The sequence below is a fragment of the Nocardia transvalensis NBRC 15921 genome, assembly GCF_000308875.1.
In the GTDB taxonomy this organism is placed as follows: Bacteria; Actinomycetota; Actinomycetes; order Mycobacteriales; family Mycobacteriaceae; genus Nocardia; species Nocardia transvalensis.
This window is the reverse complement of sequence record NZ_BAGL01000126.1, coordinates 149,783-167,468: the sequence shown is the minus strand read 5'-3', so window position 1 is coordinate 167,468 and position 17,686 is coordinate 149,783. Positions and strand designations below refer to the sequence as shown.

Below are 17,686 nucleotides of genomic sequence, written 5' to 3'. Positions count from 1 at the left end.
GCAAGGATTCGGCGGGCGGCGGTGCCGCACCTCACACTAATTTGCAGTTTCTGAAATATTTCAGTCTGTGCTAGATTTTCGATGTGTCTGAGGGGAATCGTGTGGCGGAGTTGGGTCTGCGGGAGCTGAAGAAGCGGCAGACCCGGCTCGATCTGTGCATGGCCGCACGGCGGTTGACCATCGAGCGGGGGCTCGATGCCACCACCGCCGAGGACATCGCGAAGGTGGTCGGGGTCTCGCCGCGCACCTTCTTCAACTACTACGAGACCAAGCTGGATGCGGTGGTCGGGCCGGTGGGCGAGATCGGTACGCCGGAGTCGCGGGAGCAGTTCGTCGCGGGCGGCCCGGCCGGGGTGTTGATCGACGATCTGACCTGGTTGTACGCGTCCGGGTACGAGCCCGACGAGGAAGTGCGGGAAAGCATTTCGCTCGTCGCGGAGATCATCAAGCAGGAGCCCAGGGTGCTCGCCGCATTCGTCGCCGCCGGTGCGCGGCACGAGGCTGCCGTGGGTGAATTGCTGACGTCGCGGCTGGGTTCGGACACACCGCCCGAATTCGCCGCGATAACAGCACATCTCATGTCCGCCCTCACCACTCGGGCGGCACTGTCGCTGGCCGACAATCCTGAACGCTCACTGGCCGCGGCCCTGCACGACCAATGTGACCTCGCCGCCCGCCTGTTCGACCGCGGGCGACCGTAGAAGGAGATACAGCGATGACAACGACGGCTGACGCGCCGCCGCCCCCGATCGTCCTCACCCAGAAGCGAATCTGGCTGATCTTCTCCGCGCTCATCGCGGGGATGTTCCTGGCCAGCCTCGACCAGACCATCGTCGGCACCGCGATGCCGACCATCGTCGGCCAGCTCGGCGGTGTATCCGAAATGGCTTGGACCGCAACGTCGTACCTACTCGCGACCACCATCGTGATGCCGATCTACGGCAAGTTCGGCGACCTGTTCGGGCGGCGCTGGTTATTCCTGTTCGCGATCGGCGTCTTCACCGCCGCCTCCGTGGGCGCGGCGCTCTCGACCGGGTTCTGGGAGTTCATCGTGTTCCGCGGCCTGCAGGGCGTGGGCGGCGGTGGTCTGATGATCCTGGCGCAGGCCATCATCGCCGATGTGGTGCCGGCGAAGGACCGGGGTAAGTACATGGCCCCGATGGGCGCGGTCTTCGGCATCACCTCGGTGGCCGGACCGCTGCTGGGCGGGCTGTTCGCCGATCATCTGGGCTGGCGCTGGTGCTTCTGGATCAATGTGCCGGTCGGCCTCGCCGCGATGGCAATCGCCTTCCGCTACTTGAGTATTCCGAGCCATCGCCCCAAGACGCGACCCGACTACTTCGGCGTCCTGCTGATGTCGTCGGCGACGGCGCTGCTCATCCTGATCACCGACTGGGGCGGTAAGCGCTACGCCTGGGATTCGGCGACCATCCTGGGCATGATCGCGGCCCTGGTGATCGTGGTGTCGGTCTTCGTGATGGTGGAGTCGCGCGCCGAGGAGCCGATGCTGCCGCTGTGGCTGTTCCGCAACCGCAGCTTCGTGCTGACCTCGGCGATCGGCCTGGTGGTCGGCCTGGTCATGTTCGCGGCGCTGGCCTTCATCCCGACCTATCTCCAGATGGCCACGGGCACTTCGGCTTCGGTGTCGGGTCTGCTGCTGATCCCGATGATGATCGGCATGATGGCGACCCTGGTCACCTCCATGGCCGCGATCACCCGCACCGGCCGGTACCGGGTCTATCCGCCGGTGGGCGCGCTGATCATGGTCGCGGGCATGCTGTGGATGACGCAGCTCGACGCGAACACCTCGATGTGGACCGTCTCGGCGATGCTGTTCGTGATGGGCGCCGGACTCGGCCTGATCATGCAGGTCATCGTGCTGGTGGTGCAGAACGCGGTGGCGGCCGACCAGATCGGCACCGCAACCAGCGCCAACAACTACTTCCGGGAGATGGGCGGCGCGATCGGCGTCGCCATCTTCGGCAGTATCTTCACCCACCGGCTCACCGACGGCCTCACCGATGTGTTCAAGGAGCACTATCAGGAGGCGGCGCAGGCCGGCCTGCAACCCGGTGCGCTGGTGCCCTCGGCGGTCAAGCATCTGCCGGCGGACCTGCACGATGCGATCGTCGGGGCGTACGTCGATGCCCTGGTGCCGGGGTTCTGGTACCTGATTCCCGGTGCGGCAGTGGCGTTCCTGCTCGCGCTGTTCATCCCGCACGTGAAACTGTCGGACGAGGCGGGCATGGTCGCCCGCGGCGAGGCGGTGCTGGAGGAGGAGAAGCCGGTCACCTCCGACCGCTGAGTCAGGCCACGGGGCCGGATGTCGTTGCCGCACACAGCGGTACGGCTCCGGCCCCGTTTCGTGCGCCACGACTCGCCTCGCTCTGTGCGCTGCGGCTCGACCCTGTTGCGCGCGTTACGGTGCGGCACTGCTCTGGCTGCGACTCGATCCCGTTGCGCGCGTTGTGACTTGGCCCGTCCTCTTCAGGATCGGGGGCGCAACCCGTCGAGTGCGAGGTCTACCAGCCGGCGCCAGTCTCCGCTTCCCGTGCGGACCGTTGCCGAGATCGCGCCGACGAGCAGGTAGACGTCGGCGGTCGTGCAGTCCTCGCGTAGCGTTCCGGCGGCTCGGTCGCCGGCGATGATGTCGTCCAGTACCGCCGCGAGGCGGGTCAGGCTGGCGCCGCGCGGGGCGCTTCCGGGGCTCTGACGTGCCGATTCGATGGCCGCCGACAGGCCGCTGTCGGCGGCCAAGGTCTCGCCGACGTGGTGGAGATATCGAACGAGGCCCTGTCCCGGTTCGGCTTCCACGAGGCCGCGGGCGAATGCCTCGATCTCGTCGAAGCGCTGTTCGGCCGCCGCGTCGATGAGGTCCGCCAGGGTGGGGAAGTGGCGGTAGACCGTGCCGATGCCGACTCCGGCCGCGCGTGCCACCTCCGGGAGCTGTACCTGAGAGCCTTTCTCCGCGAACAACATTCGAGCCGTTTCCAGGATGCGGTCCCGGTTACGCGCGGCGTCGGCGCGCGGTTTGCGCGGGGCTGGTGGTGTTGACACTCGCGCGTCCTCTCCGGCTACACTCGAAACGGAAGCGGATTCCGATTCCGTTTTTCTCGCGGAGAGGTTAGCACGTCATGTCTCACGATCGATTCCTCTGCCTGTCCCCCGGCGATGCCCGCCCGGGTCGGGTGTCGCTGCCGCCCGCCTTCGCGGTGAAGGCGACGACCGGCGACACCGAGGGCAGATTCTCCCTGCTCGAAGTGGCTGTGGCCCGTGATATCCCGCGCCATACCCACCATGTCGCCGACGAGTGTGTCTACGTCCTGGACGGCGAGCTGGGCGTCGATTTCGACGATCGGACCTTCACCGCCACCGCGGGCACGTTCGTCCTGCTGCCGCACGGCGTTCCGCACGCGTTGCGGTGCGTCTCCGATCCGCCGCCGCGGGTCCTGCAGATCTCCTCGCCCGGTGGCTGGGAATGCTATCTCCAGGACCTGTTCGAGGCCGGTTCCTCGGTGCTGACCGATGGCGTCCTCGATCCGGCGAAGATCAATCCGATCGCGGCGAAGTACGAGATCGAGTACGAGGAAGCATGATCCGATCCGGGGCGGGCACGGACCTCGGTCCGCACCCGCCCCGCGGGGAGCCTGCGCTCAGCGGGGCGCCATGCGGATGGCGCCGTCGAGGCGGATGGTTTCGCCGTTGAGCATGGGGTTCTCGACGATGTGGCGGGCCAGGGCCGCGTATTCGGTGGGGTTGCCCAGCCGGGAGGGGTGGGGGACCTGGGCGCCGAGGGAGTCGATGGCCTCCTCGGGCAGGGTGGCGAACAGCGGGGTGTGGAACAGGCCGGGGGCGATGGTGTTCACGCGGATCTTCAGGCTCGACAGATCGCGGGCGATCGGCAGGGTCATGCCGACGATGCCGCCCTTGGAGGCGGAGTAGGCGGCCTGGCCGATCTGGCCGTCGAACGCCGCGACCGACGCGGTGTTGACGATGACGCCGCGTTCCTCGCCGACCGGTTCGGTGGCCGAGATGCGTTCGGCGGCCAGGCGGATCACGTTGAACGTGCCGATCAGGTTGACGTTCACGACCTTGGTGAAGTCGGCGAGCGGGAAGGCGCCCTTCTTGCTCACCGTCTTGATCGCGTTGCCGATGCCGGCGCAGTTGATCGCGATGCGCAGATCACCCAGTCCCTGGGCGGCGTCGAGGGCGGCGGTGACCTGCTCCTCGCTGGTCACGTCGGCGGCGGCGAAGACCGTGCCCGCGCCGAGTTCCTTGGCGATGGCCTCGCCGTCGGAGGACGGCAGGTCGATGATGACCACCTTCGCGCCCTGTCCGTGCAGTTCCCGGACGGTGGCCAGGCCGAGGCCGGACGCGCCGCCGGTCACCACGGCTACGGCATTGTCGATCTGCATGAGACCTTCCCTTCTGTTCTGAGTCCCGGTCAGATTAGCGGTCTCGCGCGCGGTAAGTAAATAGAGATTCGCCTCATCGGGGAGGGATTCGGATGCTGGTAGATCTCCGGACTATTAACTATAAGGCCAGCTAGAAGGCATAAACGAACGATCGGAAAGAGTGGTTTTCCCGATCTCGATGTTCGGTGCAGTTCGCCAGCAGACGGACTCCTCGCCCAACTGGAACATGTTACAGTTTTGGAGTGGGCGGCGGCAAACTGCGGCACAACGACAACGACCGGATGCGGCGCATGCGGCATCCGGTCGTCGTGTGGTGCGGTCGGTCAGGCGTACAGCTCCACGAAGCGGTCGAGCGAACGATTGATATCGCCCCGCAGCGCCCGCGCCACCGTCGAGCCGATCGGCCCGAACAGTGGGCGTCCGCCCAGATCGATATCCACGGTGACCTCGGATCCGTCGTTCTTCGGCGCCACCCGCAACTCCAGCCCGAATTTGGTGCCGCCCTTCCCGGAACCGCTGAGGACCAGGCGCTTCGGCGGTTCGGCAGTGCGCACCGTCCACCGCACGCGGTTGCGCAGGCCCTTCACCGACGCGATTCCGACCAGTTCGGTCCCGGGGGTCAGCTCGTCCGGAACGCTGCCTCGCCATGCCTCGTGCATGAGCAGCCACTGATGCAGCTCACGCAGATCCGACGCGTGCGACCACGCCTCGTCGGGGGAAATCGGCACGTCGACCGATACCTTCAGTTTTGCCACGCGTGCATGCTATCCATTCCGGCCCGTGGCGGCGTCGGCCCAGGCCTCGGCTGGGATGCGCAGGCATGCAGGAAAGGTGTCGGCCCGGACCGCGGCGGGAACACGCGGGCATACGGCAAAGGCGTCGCCCCAGGCCGCGGCGGGATACCCGGGCGCACAGATAACAAGGGGCTACCTAATCGGCGCGACCGGAATATCCTCGAAAGTAACCGGTCGAATGTTGTATCGAGGTCGTCGTGGCGTATATCGATCCACTCTCCACGCAACGCGGCCTGATCTCCGGGTTCGCGGCGGAACTCGACGCCGCCGGTTTCACCGGCGCCACCGAGATCGGCCGGGGTGGCTTCGGAGTCGTCTACCGGTGCTTTCAGCCGGCGCTGGAACGCACGGTGGCGATCAAGGTGCTCACCGCGGATCTGGAATCGGAGAACCTGGAACGCTTCGTGCGCGAACAGCTCGCGATGGGACAGCTGTGCGGTCACCCCAATATCGTGGACGTGTACGAGGTGGGGTCCACCGCGACCGGGCGGCCGTTCCTCGTCATGCCGTACCACGCACACGGATCGCTCGACGCCCGCATTCAGGACTACGGGCCGCTCGGCTGGCCCGAGACGGTGCGTCTCGGGATCAGGATCGCCGGCGCGCTGGAGACCGCGCACCGCCGCGGCATGCTGCACCGCGATGTGAAACCCGGCAACATCCTGCTCGACGAGTACGGTGAGCCGCAGCTGGCCGACTTCGGAATCGCCCGGCTGGCAAGCGGTTTCGTCACCACCGCGGGCACCGTCACGGGTTCGCCCGCCTTCACCGCGCCGGAGGTGCTGCAAGGGCACGCGCCGGATGTCACCGCCGACGTCTACGGCCTGGCGTCGACGCTGTTCTGCGCCGCCACCGGACACGCGGTATTCGAGCGGCGCAACGGCGAGCAACTCGTCGCGCAGTTCCTGCGCATCACCAAACAGCCGGTGCCGGACCTGGGGGAGGCGGGACTGCCGGCGGACGTGACCGCGGCGATCGAGCGGGCGATGGCCCGCGACCGCGGCGACCGACCCGCCAGCGCTGCCGAATTCGGCGCGCTGTTGCGCGATGTCCAGGTGCGGCACGGGCTGGCGCCCGACGAGGTGCCGATCCCGCTGCCCCCGGCCGCCGAACCTGCCGCGCGCGGCTCGGCCGTCACGCCCACCGGGTATCGCCATACGTCGCAGCAGAATACGGCCCGCACACCCGGTCCGCCGGTGGCCGCCACCCGATTGCGTCCGCCGGTGCCGACCCGGGAGTTGGTATCGCGCGAGCGACTGATTCGCGCGTTGCGGGACGGTCGCGGGCGGCGGCTGGCGGTGATCCACGGACCGGCGGGATTCGGCAAGACCACCCTGGCCGCGCAGTGGTGCGGCGCCCTGGCGGCCGAGTCGACCGCCGTGGCCTGGCTGACCGTCGACCACGACGACAACAATGTGGTCTGGTTCCTGTCGCACCTGATCGAGGCGGTCCGGGTGGTGCGGCCGGCGCTGGCGCGGGAACTGGGCGACCTGCTCGAGGAGCACGGGGACGAGGCCGGGCGATACGTGCTCACGTCGCTGATCAACGATATCGACCGGCGCGGTGAGGATCTCGTGGTCGTCATCGACGACTGGCATCGGGTGACCGGGCCGTCGACCACCGACGCGCTGCGGTTCCTCGTCGAGAATTGCAGTCCGGCACTGCATGTCGTGGTGACCAGCCGCCATCGGACCGGACTGCCGATGAGTTCCATGCGCGCCCGTGACGAGCTGGTCGAAATCGACACCGCCGCCTTGCGTTTCGACGCCGACGAGGCCGGAAGCTTCCTGGTGGACCTGGGCGGGCTGGAGCTGGATCGCGACGATGTCGAGGACCTCATCGAATCGACCGAGGGCTGGGCTGCCGCGTTGCAGCTGGCGGCGCTCTCGTTGCGTGGCAGCGACGATCCCGGAACGCTCATCGGCCGGCTGACCGGGCGGCACCACGCCATCGGCGAGTATCTGGCCGAGAACGTCTTGGACACACTGGAACCCGGAATCCTGGATTTCCTGGTGGCGACCTCGATCACGGAACGCACCTGCGGCGAGCTGGCGGCGGCGCTGTCCGGCGTGGACGACGGGCGTGCGGTGCTGGAACAGATCGAGCAGCGAGATCTGTTCCTGCGCAGGCTCGACGACGGCGAGTGGTACCGGTATCACCATCTGTTCCAGGATTTCCTGCGGCAGCGGCTGGAACACGGTCCGCCGGAACGGATCACCGAGCTGCACCGGGCCGCGTCGCGCTGGTTCGCCGACCATCGGCACGTCAGCGAGGCGGTGGATCACGCGCTGCTGGCCGGGGACGACGGCCGCGCGGTGGAGATCGTGGAGCAGGACGGGATGGCGCTGCTCGAATACGGGCAGATGGCCAGCCTGATCGGGCTGGTGGGCAAGCTGCCCGCGACGATCATCGAGACGCATCCGCGGTTGCAGCTGGATCTGGCGTGGGCCAATATCCTGCTGCACCGGGCCGAACCGGCCGTACGGGCGCTACGGCTGGTCGAACGACAGCTGGATCGCGGCGGATTCGACGAGGCGAGGGCGGCGGCGCTGCGGGCCGAGGCGGGCGTGGTGCAGGCCGTGGTGACGGTGCGGGGCGATGTGCTGAGCGGCGTCGAGGACATGCTGGCGCCGTGCTTCGCGCGGGCCGACCAGCTGTCGCCGTACGTGGTGGCGATCGGCGCCAATGTCGCCACCTTCGCAGCCGGGTACCGGTGTGATTTCGACGAGGCGCTGCGGATGCAGGAGTGGTCGGCGCCGTATATGCGCCGAAACAAGGGTTTCTACAACAACATTCACGGTCTGTGCTTTCTCGGGACGGCGGCCAGTCTGCGGCTGGACATCCCGCGCGCGGAGCAGTACTTCCGGCGAGCGCTCAAGGTGGCCAAGCACACCGGCGGCACGCACTCCTACGGTGCGCGCCTGGCCGGATCGCTGCTGGGAGAGCTGCTCTACGAGCGCGGGGAGATCGCCGACGCGGAGCGGCTGCTGGACGAGGGCTTCAAGCTCGGGCCGGAGGCCGGGGTGGTCGATTTCAAGCTCGCCCGGTATGTGGTCGGGGCGCGGATCAAGGCGCTGGTCGGCGATCGGGCGGCAGCGATCCGGCGGCTCAACGAGGGGGCGCGGATCGCGCGGGCGATGTCGCTGCCGCGCCTGGCGGCCGAGGTGGAGAACGAGCGGCTGCGGCTGGGGTTGCCGCCGCATCCGGAGTTCGGGCCGCTGCCGGTGGTGGAGTACGAGCGGCGGCGGACGCCGGTCGACGCCATCGACGAATTCACCGTGCTGTACGAGGAATTCACCGCTATCCGGCTGCTGCTCACCCGCGAGGAACCCGAGCAGACGGCGCTGGCGTGCCGGTGGGCGCGGGAATGGGTGGATCGGCTCGAGACGCTCGGCCGTCCCCGCGAACTTCTCAAGGCGCGCCGCATGCTCATCGCCTGTCTGGCCGCTGCGGGACACACCGGCGAGGCGAAGGCGTTGCTGGCCAAGGTGTGTGCGCAATGTGCCGAATTCGGCTCGGTGCGTTACGTGTTGGACGGTGGGCCGCGGGTGGTCGATACCTTGGCGGCACTGCGCGCCGATCAGCGGGCCGGGCGGTGGGATCCCGAATGGCCCGAGGTTCCGGAGGAATTTCTGACCGAGCTGGTCGAGGCGCACGCGGCGCAGACGATGTAGTGGAAGGGGCTCGGGCTGCGATATCGGCGGCGGTGCGGCATGGTGGGGCCGTGCACAGCATCGTCCTCGAGCAAGTTGGTGTGGCCTACGGTGGGCGCACGCTTTTCGCCGGTATCGATCTCACCGTCGTGGCCGGACGGTGCACGGCGGTGGTGGGGCCGAGCGGGGTGGGGAAGACGACCCTGCTGCGGCTGTTCAACCGGCTCGGGGAGCCGGCCGGCGGCCGGATACTGCTCGACGGCGTTCCGATCCATGAGCTCGACGTGCTCGAGCTGCGGCAGCGGGTCGGTCTGGTGCCGCAGCATCCGGTGCTGCTGACCGAGGTCGTGGTCGACGAGGTCCGGGTGGGCCGGCCGTCGCTGTGGGACGAGCAGGTCGGGGCACTGCTCGAGCGCGTCGGCCTGCCCGAGACGTTCGTGCACCGGCGCTGCGCAGAACTGTCCGGCGGCGAGGCGCAGCGCGTATGCCTGGCTCGCGCCCTCGCGGTCCAGCCCGAGGTCCTGCTCCTGGACGAACCCACCTCCGCCCTGGACGAGGCCGCCGCCTCCGTCATCGGCGACCTGCTCCGCGCCCACTGCCGAGCCGGCGGTTCCGCGATCCTCGTCAGCCACGACAGCGTCTTCACCGGCGCGGTAGCCGACGACATTCACCTCCTCGAAAACGGCCACCTCGCCCCCCTCGGCGCCATGGGCCCCACACCCCCGCCGACCCCCACGAACCCCCAAGCGCCCCCGGAGGACCCGCCCACGGCCTCCCACCCCGAAGCCCTGCCGCCCGGTCCGCAGGCATCGTCCGATGCTGGTTCGAAGAATGGATAGTGTTGTGACTGAAGGTCTTTCGGTGCCGGACTGGCCCGGGGTGGCGGCCTCGCTGCTGTTGGTGGCGGTGGCGGCGGGTATCGCGTATCGGCAGCGGTTGCAGATCACGCGGGAGTTGGTGATCGCGGCCGTGCGGGCGGCGGTGCAGTTGGTCGCGGTGGGGGCCGTGCTGCTGGTGCTGTTCCGGCATACCGGGTTGCCGGGGGCGCTGGGGTGGGTGGCGTTGATGGTGGTGATCGCGGGGCAGGTGGCGGGGCGGCGCGGAGCCGGTGTGCCGCATGCGATCCGGGCGGCGACCGTCGGGGTCGCGTTCGGCACCGTGATCACCCTCGGTGCGCTGATCCTGCTCGGGGTGATCTCGACGCAGGCTCGGGTGGTGGTGCCGGTGGGCGGGATGATCGTCTCGGGGGCCATGCAGGCCACGGGGATCGCGCTGCGACGCGTGCACGAGGATGCCCGTGCGGCGCGGCCCGAGGTCGAGGCGCGGCTGTGCCTGGGATTGCCCGCGCGCCAGGCGTTCCTGCCGTACCGGCGCTCGGCGCTGCGGACCGCCCTGGTCCCGGCGATCGACTCGACCAAGGTGGTCGGCCTCATCACCCTGCCCGGCGCCATGACCGGCCTCATCCTCGCGGGCGTCGAGCCGCTGACCGCCATCCGCTACCAGATCGTCGTCATGTACATGCTGCTCGCCGCCGCGGCCCTCGCCGCCCTGGCCGCCGCCCGCGTCGCCGAACACCGCCTGTTCGACGACGCCCAGCGACTGGTGGAACTCCCGGCCTAGTGCCGGGTGGGCCGGTCAGAATGCCGCGACGACGCAGGCCGCGAGGAACACCACCTGGACCAGGGTTCGGAGGGGGAGGGGCATGGTCTTGATGCCGAGGTCGGCGTGGGCGGCTCGGACGTTCGCCGGGAACATCGTGAGCAGCAGGACCGCCAGCAGGATGGCGGCGACCGGGGCGACCGGCGGGATCAGGAGGCCGACGGCTCCGGCGGCCTCGAAAACGCCGGTCAGGGTGACCAGCCCGGCGGGGGCGGGCAGGCGGGTCGGGACCATGGCGATGAGCGCGTCGCGGCGCGGCCGGAGGAAGTGGGCACTCGCGGTGAGCAGGAACATCGCGGCCAGGCCGATGCGGACGGCGTGCGGCCAGGAATCGAGCCAGTCGACCTGGATCCAGCCGGCGAGGCGGGCCAGTCCGGTGACGGCGATGAGAACGATGAGCGGTGCCATCGGGGGCTCCTGAGGGGGTCGAGCCAATCTTGACAGTGGCTAGATTAAGTCCGTCCGAGGAACTTGTCAATGTCTAGATTCTGCGCGACCATCGAGAGGTGACCAAGACCGCCTATCACCACGGCGACCTGCGCACCACGCTGCTGCGGGCCGCCGCCGACCAGATCGCGGCCGAGGGCGTCGACGCGGTCTCGCTGCGGGCCCTCGCCCAGCGGGCCGGGGTCTCGCACGCCGCGCCCGCCCATCACTTCGGTAACCGCCAGGGCCTGCTGACCGCGCTCGCGATCGAGGGATTCGATCTGCTGGCCGAGGAATTACGCGCCGCGGCGGGCGATTTCCGGGACGTGGCGATCGCCTACATCCGCTTCGCCCGGAATCATCCGGGACACTTCGACGTCATGTTCCGACGGGATCTGCTGCGCGGCGACGACGAACGGCTGGCGGCGGCGCGGGCTCGTTCGGGCGCCGAATTGAGTTCGGGCGTAACATATCTGGCCGTCGCGCCGGAGGGGCGCCGAGCGGCGCAGCTGGCGGCCTGGTCGCTCGTGCACGGATTCGCCTCACTGTGGCGCGAAGGCGCGCTGGAGGGTTCGCAACTCGGCGGCGACGACCCCGAGGAACTGGCTCGGCACATGGTCGCCGCCGTCGAATTCGCCGGTGCCGGAAGGGAATAGCCGTCGAGCTCAGTGTCGTAGCGCCGGCGTCACCGTCAGATCCTCGTCGGCCTCCACCCGTGGCCCCCAGAAGTTCAGATGATTCGCCGAATGCCGCAGCGCCGAGGTGCCCGGCAGGATCTCCCGCACCGCGTACTTGTCGTGCGGATAGTTCTGCAGGACGGTGGCCAGCGTCGCGGCGGTGATGCCCGCCTTGCCCACCACCAGCGCCGGCTCCTCGCCCAGTTCGGCGATGACATCGCGCAGCCGCCCGCGCAGCAGGCTGTCGCTGCACTCGGCGATCGTCGCGAACGGATCCCGCAGCGGCAGTTCGATGGCCAGCTCGTAGGCGCGGGCCAGGTAGGTGTCGGCGAGGTCGGCGTCGCCGTAGACGTCGCCGGGCAGGCAGTAGTCGAACCAGTCGACGGTGCCGGTGTCGGTGATCGGATCACCGGAAATGCCCTGTCCGGCCAGCTGATTGCCGAGCGGGAAGGTATGGCCCGGACCGCGGTGCGGCGAGGCGAAGGTGTGTAGCCAGTGGCAGTCGCGCATCCGGTCGCGCAGCGTGCCGGACACCAGTTCCCGCCCGACCAGTGACGCCACCGCGGCCCCCTGCCCGTAGCCGAGTATGCCGAAACCGCCGCGGTGTTCGCGGATCAGCCGGACCAGTTCGCTCACGCCCAGGTCGCGCGCCACCCGGTAGGAAGGTCTTCCCAGGGTGTCGAGCAGGCTGTCGCCCCCGCCGGCGACGGGGCCGAAATTACTCGGATAGTTGAGATAGACGACCTCGAAGACCCGGCGATCCAGCAGATCGGTGACACCCGTGAGCATCCCGATCTCGGTGCGCGGTTCGATCCGCCCGAACTCCTCGGCCGCGGTGACGGCCTCCCAGGTTCCCGGAATGCAGAAAAGTTTGTGCTGTGCCACATTTCGAGGGTGCGCCGTGCACGCCTCCACTGCGCGAGTAGGGCGCTACTCTAATTCGCCTTGTCCATCGTCACCCGCACCGCATCGGTCGAGCGGCCGTCCTTCGCCTGGGCTGCCAGCAGATCGCGGATCTCCCTCAGCAGCTCGGTCTGGGTGGGCTCGACCTTCTTCTTACCGCCGAAGCGCTTCTTGAAGTGGTTCATCGGCAGGATGAGCGCGAAGTACAGCACGGCCGCCACCATCACGAAGTCGACCGCGGCGCTGACGATCGGGCCGATGGCGACGAATGTGGCGGGCTTGCCGGGCACCAGCTGGAAGCCCAGGCCCAGCTGGCCGTTGGTGCCCATGATCGCCAGCAGCGGTTCCACGACTCCCTTGGTGACCGAACTGACCACCGCCGTGAACGCGGTGCCCATGACCACCGCGGTCGCCAGGTCGATGACGTTTCCGCGCATCACGAAGTCTTTGAAACCCTTGAGCATGGCGCGCTGCAACCCCAATCTGAACCGATTACGTTTATCTCGACGGATTCTAACGACCGGCAGCGAACGATCAGCAATCGATCGGCGGCCGGTCCGTCCGGGGGAGATTCTCCCAAAGGTTGCCGTCTCGCGCCGGTCGGCGGGTGTCAGTCCAGGTGGATGGTGATCGTGGCGGCGATCGCGTCGGTGTGCCGGTCCAGCGCCTCGGCGATGATCGGCGCGCGCTGATTGTGCAAGATCCGGTACCGCCGCTTGCGTGGTTCGATGCGCGGCAACAGCACGACCACCTGCACGCCGGGTCCGGTGAGGTCGCGCGCGTAGTCGACGATCGGCTCGACCATGCCGTGATGCGGGCTGGGCAGGACGCGCAGATCGAGTCCGGGATCCCAGGAGTTCCACTGGTCCATCAGTCGGGCGGTGGTGCCGGGATCGATGTCCACCGTGACCGGATGGACCTGGTCGCTCAGGCTCAGCGCGGCGTCGAGCGCCCGGCGGGTGAGCCCGCTGACCGCCACCACCGGCACGACCACGACGGTGCGCTCGGCCGGATCGCGCCGCGGCGCCGGGATCGTCGTGCCCATCCCGAGTTCGGCGGCGACCTGCCGGTAGTAGTGCTCGGTGCGGTCGAACAGCAGCATCAGCGCCGGAATCAGGAACAGCAGCAGCCAGGCGCCGTCGGTGAACCGGCCCAGGAAGAACACCACGGCCGCGATCCCGGTGAGCACCGCGCCGAAGCCGTTGAGCAGGACCTTCCATCCCCAGCGCGGCCCGTGGTCGCGGACCCAGTGCCGCACCAGCCCCGACTGGCTGATGGTGAAACCGATGAACACCCCGATCGCGTACAGCGGCAGCAGCCGGTCCACCCGGGCGTCGACGAGCAGCAGCACCAGCGCCGCCGCGAGGCCGAGGGCCGCGACGCCGAACCGGTACACCGGCCGCTCGGCGCGCAGGGCGAACAGGTGCGGCATGCGATGGTCGTCGGCGAGGCGGCTCAGCAGGACCGGCAGCCCGCCGAAACTGGTATTCGCCGCGAGCCCCAGCACCCCGGCGACGGCCAGGTTGGCGACGTAGAACAGGATCCCGGTGCCGAAGGCGGCGGCCGTCAGCTGCGCGAGCAGGGTGACTCCCTCGCGTGGCAGCACCCGGTGCGTCGCGATGACCTGCGCGACCCCGAGCAGCATCACCGCGAGCAGCAGGCCCATGGCCACCTCGGTGTGCTGCGCGCGCCGCACCGCCGGCGTGCGGAAGGACGGCACGCTGTTGGCCGTCGCCTCCACGCCGGTCACCGACGATCCGCCGGCGGCGAAGGCGCGCAACAGGATCAGCGGGCCGATCACGCCCGGCGCCTCGTGGAAGGTGAGCGGGGTCCCGATGGTGGCGACCGGCTCCGACCGCAGCAGTCCGAGCACGATGACCGCGCCGATCACCACGATGTACAGCACGGCCGGGGCCATCAGCACCTTCGCGGATTCGGCGATGCCGATCAGATTGACGGCCGTGATCACCGCCAGCGCGATCAGCTCGGTGGCCAGCAGATGGTCGGCGATGACAGGGAAGATGCTGCCCAGCGCCGCCGCCCCCGCCGCGAGGCTGACGGCCACGGTCAGCACGTAGTCGATCACCAGTGCCGCCGCCGCCAGCAGGCCGGCGGGCCGCCCGAATTCGCTCTTTGCCACCGCGTAGGACCCGCCGCCGTCCGGGAACGCGGCCACCACCTGCCGGTAGGACACGACCAGCACCAGCAGCAGCACCGTGATCGCGGCCGCGACGGGAACCGTGTAGCGCACGGCGGATTCGCCCGCGGTGACCAGGACGGACACGATCGCCTCGGGTCCGTAGGCGATGCTGGACAGCGCGTCCAGCGACAGCGCGGCGAGGCCGCCGAGGGCGGTGAGCCGGTAGGCGTCGCCGCGGTGGTGGCGGCGCAGCCGGCGGTCCCGGATCCGGACGGTCGGGTCGACGCGATCCGGGCCGCGCGGGTGCGGAGCCCTGCGGATCACGGCCGGTGGGCGGGTCGATCCACGGGTGGTCTCCTTCGAGGCGGCGCGGCGGGCGGTGTGGCCGAAACGCGTCTCAGATTACGGCCGGCCGCCGTCGCCGCCGGTGTTTACCGCGGCGTGGCGCGCTACTGTCGGGCGGGTGGAGATCGATCCGCCGTCCGCGTATCGGGAGCGTCCGTCGGAGGTCGTCGCGGGCGCCGTCGTGTGGTCGCGGAGTATGCCGGCGCGAGATGCCGCGCCGGTGCTGCCGGACGGCTGCATGGATGTGCTGTGGACCGGGGAGCGGCTGGTCGTGGCGGGCCCCGATACGCGCGGCTATGTGCCGGGCGCCGGTATCGGGACGCGGATCTCCGGCATCCGGTTCTATCCCGGCACCGCGCCCGCGCTGCTCGGCGTGCCCGCGCACGAGCTGATCGACAGCCGGGTGCCGCTGACGGAACTGTGGTCCGCGGCGCGCGTGCGGGAACTGACGGGGATGGTGGCGTCGGCGGACGATCCCCTGTCCGGGCTCGAGGAGCTGGCCCGCCGCCGCGCCGCCGAGGTCGCGCCCGCCGATCCGGTGCTGCCGCATATCGTGCGGCGGCTCGAGACCGGCGCCGCCGTGGCGGCCGTGGCCGACGAACTCGGCCTCGGCTCCCGGCGGCTGCACCGGATGTCGTTGTCGGCCTTCGGATACGGGCCCAAGATGCTGGCCCGGGTGCTGCGTATGCAGCGTGCGGTGGCGCTGGCGCGGGGCGGAATCCCGTTCGCGGAGACCGCCTTCCGTGCCGGCTACGCCGATCAGGCCCACCTCGCCCGCGAGGTGCGCGAACTGGCCGGAAAGCCGTTGGGGCAGTTGGTGTCCCGCGACGCTCAGCCCAGCGGCGCGTAGAGATCGACGCCGTTGCCGTCCGGGTCGTGCACGCTGGCGTAGCGCTGCCCCCAGAAGGCGTCGAACGGCTTCAGCTCGCCGTGGTACCCGGCGCCGGTCAGGTCCTCGAATACCGCGTCCACCTCGGCCGGCGTCGCACACTCGAATGCCAGCCCGATGCGTCCCGCGGCGGAGCCGGGTCGCAGGCCCGCGACGATATCGGGGGCGAAGGAGCGGATGTTCTCCTCCGTATCCAGCGTCAGCCGGAAGCCGCCGGGCAGCGAGGCCTCCACGTGCCCGCCGAGATCCTCCCCGAACTCCAGGCCGAGCCGGCGGTAGAAGGCGAGTGCGGCGGCCATATCGGAAACCACCACGCCGATCACATTCAGTCGAACAGTCATGTGCGCCACGATAGAAGCGGGCATTAGTCCAGGTCTTGAACGAATCGGACGGCGCCATCGGGTGCGCTACGGTTGAGGTTCGCATGGTTCGATTCGACCGGCGAAACGGATCCGCGCGATACAGCGATTTGCACATGTCGTGCACGGGGCAATCGGGCAGGAGGGGCGTTGGGGACAGATCAGACATTGCTGCATCGCTTCGTGTTGTCGCAGCTCGCGACGGCGGGCGCCGATCCCGATCGGCTGCTGCGCGAATGCGGCGTCCCGGAGTGGACGCTGTCCGGGCCGGGCGTGCACGTACCCAGTGACACGTTCTCCCGATTATGGGAGGTGGGCGAGCGGACGCTGGACGATCCGGCCGTCGCCCTGCACGTCGCCAGCCAGTACCAACTGCCCGCGCTGCGCCTCTACGACTACCTGTTCGCCAGCTCGCCGACCGTCGGCGCAGGGCTCGCGACCTGCGGGCCGTACGTCACGGCCGTCACCACCAACCACCGCTTCGATCTGGTCGCGGAGAACGACGGCGAGACCTCGCTCTATCTCGACATCATCGACGGCGACGGCCCGGGCCGCGACCACACCCAGATCTGGGGCCTGGTGGCGGTGCTGACCAGGGCCCGCAAGGTCGTGGCGGCGCGCCTGGATCCGATCCGGGTGAGCCTGCGGCAGCGGGCGCCGCGCGACCGCGCCCCGTACATCCAGGCATTCGGCACGCCGGCGATCGAGTTCGGCGCCCCCGTGGACGCGATGACCTTCCGGGCCATCGATATGGAACTCCCGCTGACCACCTCCGACCCGGTGCTCGCGGATGTGCTGCAACCGTTGGCCGCCGCGCTGCCGCCGCCCCCGCCGCTGGATACGGCCTGGCCCGATCGGGTCGGTCGCGCGCTGGCGGAGGCGTTCGAGGAGGGTGAGGTGTCGCTGGAGCGGGTGTCCCGCCGGCTCGCGACCAGCCCGCGCACGCTGCAGCGGCGGCTGGCCGAGGCGGGCACCACGTGGCGGCGGGAATTGGACAGAGCCCGGCTGGCCCGCGCCGAGGCGGCGGGTCCGGTGAGCCGCGAACGGCAGGCGGAGCTGCTCGGCTACTCGGATGCGGGGTCGATGCGCCGGGCGGCACGGCGATGGTCCATGGTCGCGCGTGCCCGCCCCTGCGACGAGGCGAACCGCCGGATCTAGTGGGCACCGTCGGCGTAGCCGCCCCTGACCGCGCACGGCCGGAGCGAATGCGGAGGTACGCCTAGATTTTCAGATTGCTCGCGGCGATGTTCCAGAACGTGCTGCGGTCCAGCGAGCGCAGGTCCCAGCTCTCGGCGATCGCGTGCGAGGCGCTGACGATGGCCTGGACGTCGAAGTCGTCACGGGTGGCGGTGCCCTTCGCCTCCAACTCCGCGATGACATATTCGGTCGCGGTCTCGGCGGTGTTCAACACGGGGTTCTCCAATCG

18 protein-coding genes are annotated in these 17,686 nt (G+C 69.4%); 9 read left to right on the top strand and 9 right to left on the bottom strand.

All coding sequences use genetic code 11. From position 1 onward, the window contains the following. Positions 1-101 precede the first annotated feature (101 nt). Positions 102-701: a TetR/AcrR family transcriptional regulator gene (locus tag ON41_RS35690; RefSeq protein ID WP_051163226.1), complete on the top strand. Its 600-nt coding sequence runs from the start codon at positions 102-104 to the stop codon at positions 699-701. Between the two features lie 14 nt (positions 702-715). Then, entirely contained in the window at positions 716-2,305 is a 1,590-nt protein-coding gene (locus ON41_RS35685) for an MDR family MFS transporter (RefSeq protein ID WP_051163224.1), read from the top strand. A 182-nt stretch (positions 2,306-2,487) separates the two neighbouring features. On the opposite strand, the gene ON41_RS35680 is transcribed toward ON41_RS35685, so the two are convergent. Continuing rightward, positions 2,488-3,057 (bottom strand): TetR/AcrR family transcriptional regulator, encoded by a 570-nt coding sequence (locus ON41_RS35680; protein WP_040753063.1) that lies wholly within the window; start codon positions 3,055-3,057, stop codon positions 2,488-2,490. Positions 3,058-3,134: 77 nt separating this feature from the next. Between ON41_RS35680 and ON41_RS35675 the strand changes: the two genes are divergently transcribed. Beyond that, on the top strand, positions 3,135-3,596 hold the full coding sequence (locus ON41_RS35675; protein WP_040753061.1) for a cupin domain-containing protein: 462 nt from the start codon (positions 3,135-3,137) through the stop codon (positions 3,594-3,596). Between the two features lie 57 nt (positions 3,597-3,653). Here ON41_RS35675 and ON41_RS35670 read toward each other — a convergent pair whose 3' ends face one another. Both ON41_RS35670 and ON41_RS35665 read right to left on the bottom strand, forming a co-directional pair. Further along, positions 3,654-4,415, bottom strand: coding sequence for a 3-hydroxyacyl-CoA dehydrogenase (locus ON41_RS35670; RefSeq protein WP_040753059.1), 762 nt, complete (start codon positions 4,413-4,415; stop codon positions 3,654-3,656). A gap of 323 nt (positions 4,416-4,738) precedes the next feature. Next, the gene (locus ON41_RS35665) at positions 4,739-5,170 is read right to left on the bottom strand and encodes a type II toxin-antitoxin system Rv0910 family toxin (RefSeq protein WP_040753057.1); all 432 of its coding nucleotides are present in this window, start codon (positions 5,168-5,170) and stop codon (positions 4,739-4,741) included. A gap of 236 nt (positions 5,171-5,406) precedes the next feature. Between ON41_RS35665 and ON41_RS35660 the strand changes: the two genes are divergently transcribed. From ON41_RS35660 to ON41_RS35650, 3 genes are read left to right on the top strand one after another with little or no spacing between them, the layout of a single operon-like run. Then, positions 5,407-8,883 (top strand): serine/threonine-protein kinase, encoded by a 3,477-nt coding sequence (locus ON41_RS35660; protein WP_040753055.1) that lies wholly within the window; start codon positions 5,407-5,409, stop codon positions 8,881-8,883. 50 nt (positions 8,884-8,933) lie between these two features. After that, positions 8,934-9,701 carry an ABC transporter ATP-binding protein gene (locus ON41_RS35655; protein ID WP_246829668.1) on the top strand — a complete coding sequence of 256 codons (768 nt, stop codon included), beginning with the start codon at positions 8,934-8,936 and terminating at the stop codon, positions 9,699-9,701. A gap of 4 nt (positions 9,702-9,705) precedes the next feature. Further along, on the top strand, positions 9,706-10,482 hold the full coding sequence (locus ON41_RS35650; protein ID WP_246829667.1) for an ABC transporter permease: 777 nt from the start codon (positions 9,706-9,708) through the stop codon (positions 10,480-10,482). Positions 10,483-10,497: 15 nt separating this feature from the next. On the opposite strand, the gene ON41_RS35645 is transcribed toward ON41_RS35650, so the two are convergent. Continuing rightward, positions 10,498-10,929 carry a DoxX family protein gene (locus tag ON41_RS35645; protein WP_040753051.1) on the bottom strand — a complete coding sequence of 144 codons (432 nt, stop codon included), beginning with the start codon at positions 10,927-10,929 and terminating at the stop codon, positions 10,498-10,500. A 98-nt stretch (positions 10,930-11,027) separates the two neighbouring features. Here ON41_RS35645 and ON41_RS35640 point away from each other — a divergent pair, with 98 nt between their 5' ends. Continuing rightward, positions 11,028-11,603, top strand: a complete 576-nt coding sequence (locus ON41_RS35640) for a TetR/AcrR family transcriptional regulator (protein ID WP_040753048.1) — start codon at positions 11,028-11,030, stop codon at positions 11,601-11,603. A 9-nt stretch (positions 11,604-11,612) separates the two neighbouring features. Here the strand turns inward: ON41_RS35640 and ON41_RS35635 are convergent, their stop codons facing one another. The 3 genes from ON41_RS35635 to ON41_RS35625 all read right to left on the bottom strand — a co-directional run bounded on the left by ON41_RS35635 (position 11,613) and on the right by ON41_RS35625 (position 14,991). Then, a complete protein-coding gene (locus ON41_RS35635; protein ID WP_040753045.1) occupies positions 11,613-12,509 on the bottom strand; it encodes a hypothetical protein in 897 nt (298 codons plus the stop codon). A gap of 50 nt (positions 12,510-12,559) precedes the next feature. Next, entirely contained in the window at positions 12,560-12,991 is a 432-nt protein-coding gene (gene mscL / locus ON41_RS35630; protein WP_040753043.1) for a large conductance mechanosensitive channel protein MscL, read from the bottom strand. 146 nt (positions 12,992-13,137) lie between these two features. Continuing rightward, the gene (locus ON41_RS35625; protein ID WP_085995907.1) at positions 13,138-14,991 is read right to left on the bottom strand and encodes an APC family permease; all 1,854 of its coding nucleotides are present in this window, start codon (positions 14,989-14,991) and stop codon (positions 13,138-13,140) included. Between the two features lie 139 nt (positions 14,992-15,130). On the opposite strand from ON41_RS35625, the gene ON41_RS35620 reads away from it, so the two are divergent. Further along, positions 15,131-15,862: a helix-turn-helix transcriptional regulator gene (locus ON41_RS35620; RefSeq protein ID WP_246829666.1), complete on the top strand. Its 732-nt coding sequence runs from the start codon at positions 15,131-15,133 to the stop codon at positions 15,860-15,862. Here the strand turns inward: ON41_RS35620 and ON41_RS35615 are convergent. Then, positions 15,844-16,242, bottom strand: coding sequence for a VOC family protein (locus ON41_RS35615; RefSeq protein ID WP_040753228.1), 399 nt, complete (start codon positions 16,240-16,242; stop codon positions 15,844-15,846). The two genes, ON41_RS35620 and ON41_RS35615, sit on opposite strands and share 19 nt — an antisense overlap. A gap of 168 nt (positions 16,243-16,410) precedes the next feature. Here ON41_RS35615 and ON41_RS35610 point away from each other — a divergent pair, with 168 nt between their 5' ends. Further along, positions 16,411-17,418, top strand: a complete 1,008-nt coding sequence (locus ON41_RS35610) for an AraC family transcriptional regulator (RefSeq protein ID WP_040753041.1) — start codon at positions 16,411-16,413, stop codon at positions 17,416-17,418. Between the two features lie 61 nt (positions 17,419-17,479). Here the strand turns inward: ON41_RS35610 and ON41_RS35605 are convergent, their stop codons facing one another. Continuing rightward, complete coding sequence (locus tag ON41_RS35605) at positions 17,480-17,671, bottom strand: hypothetical protein (RefSeq protein WP_040753039.1); 192 nt, start codon at positions 17,669-17,671, stop codon at positions 17,480-17,482. Positions 17,672-17,686 lie beyond the last annotated feature (15 nt).

Coding starts and splice junctions, on each gene's coding strand:
- ON41_RS35685 (WP_051163224.1), top strand. CDS start 716: ATGACAACGACGGCTGACGCGCCGCCGCCCCCGATCGTCCTCACCCAG.
- mscL (WP_040753043.1), bottom strand. CDS start 12,991: ATGCTCAAGGGTTTCAAAGACTTCGTGATGCGCGGAAACGTCATCGAC.
- ON41_RS35615 (WP_040753228.1), bottom strand. CDS start 16,242: ATGACTGTTCGACTGAATGTGATCGGCGTGGTGGTTTCCGATATGGCC.
- ON41_RS35670 (WP_040753059.1), bottom strand. CDS start 4,415: ATGCAGATCGACAATGCCGTAGCCGTGGTGACCGGCGGCGCGTCCGGC.
- ON41_RS35645 (WP_040753051.1), bottom strand. CDS start 10,929: ATGGCACCGCTCATCGTTCTCATCGCCGTCACCGGACTGGCCCGCCTC.
- ON41_RS35675 (WP_040753061.1), top strand. CDS start 3,135: ATGTCTCACGATCGATTCCTCTGCCTGTCCCCCGGCGATGCCCGCCCG.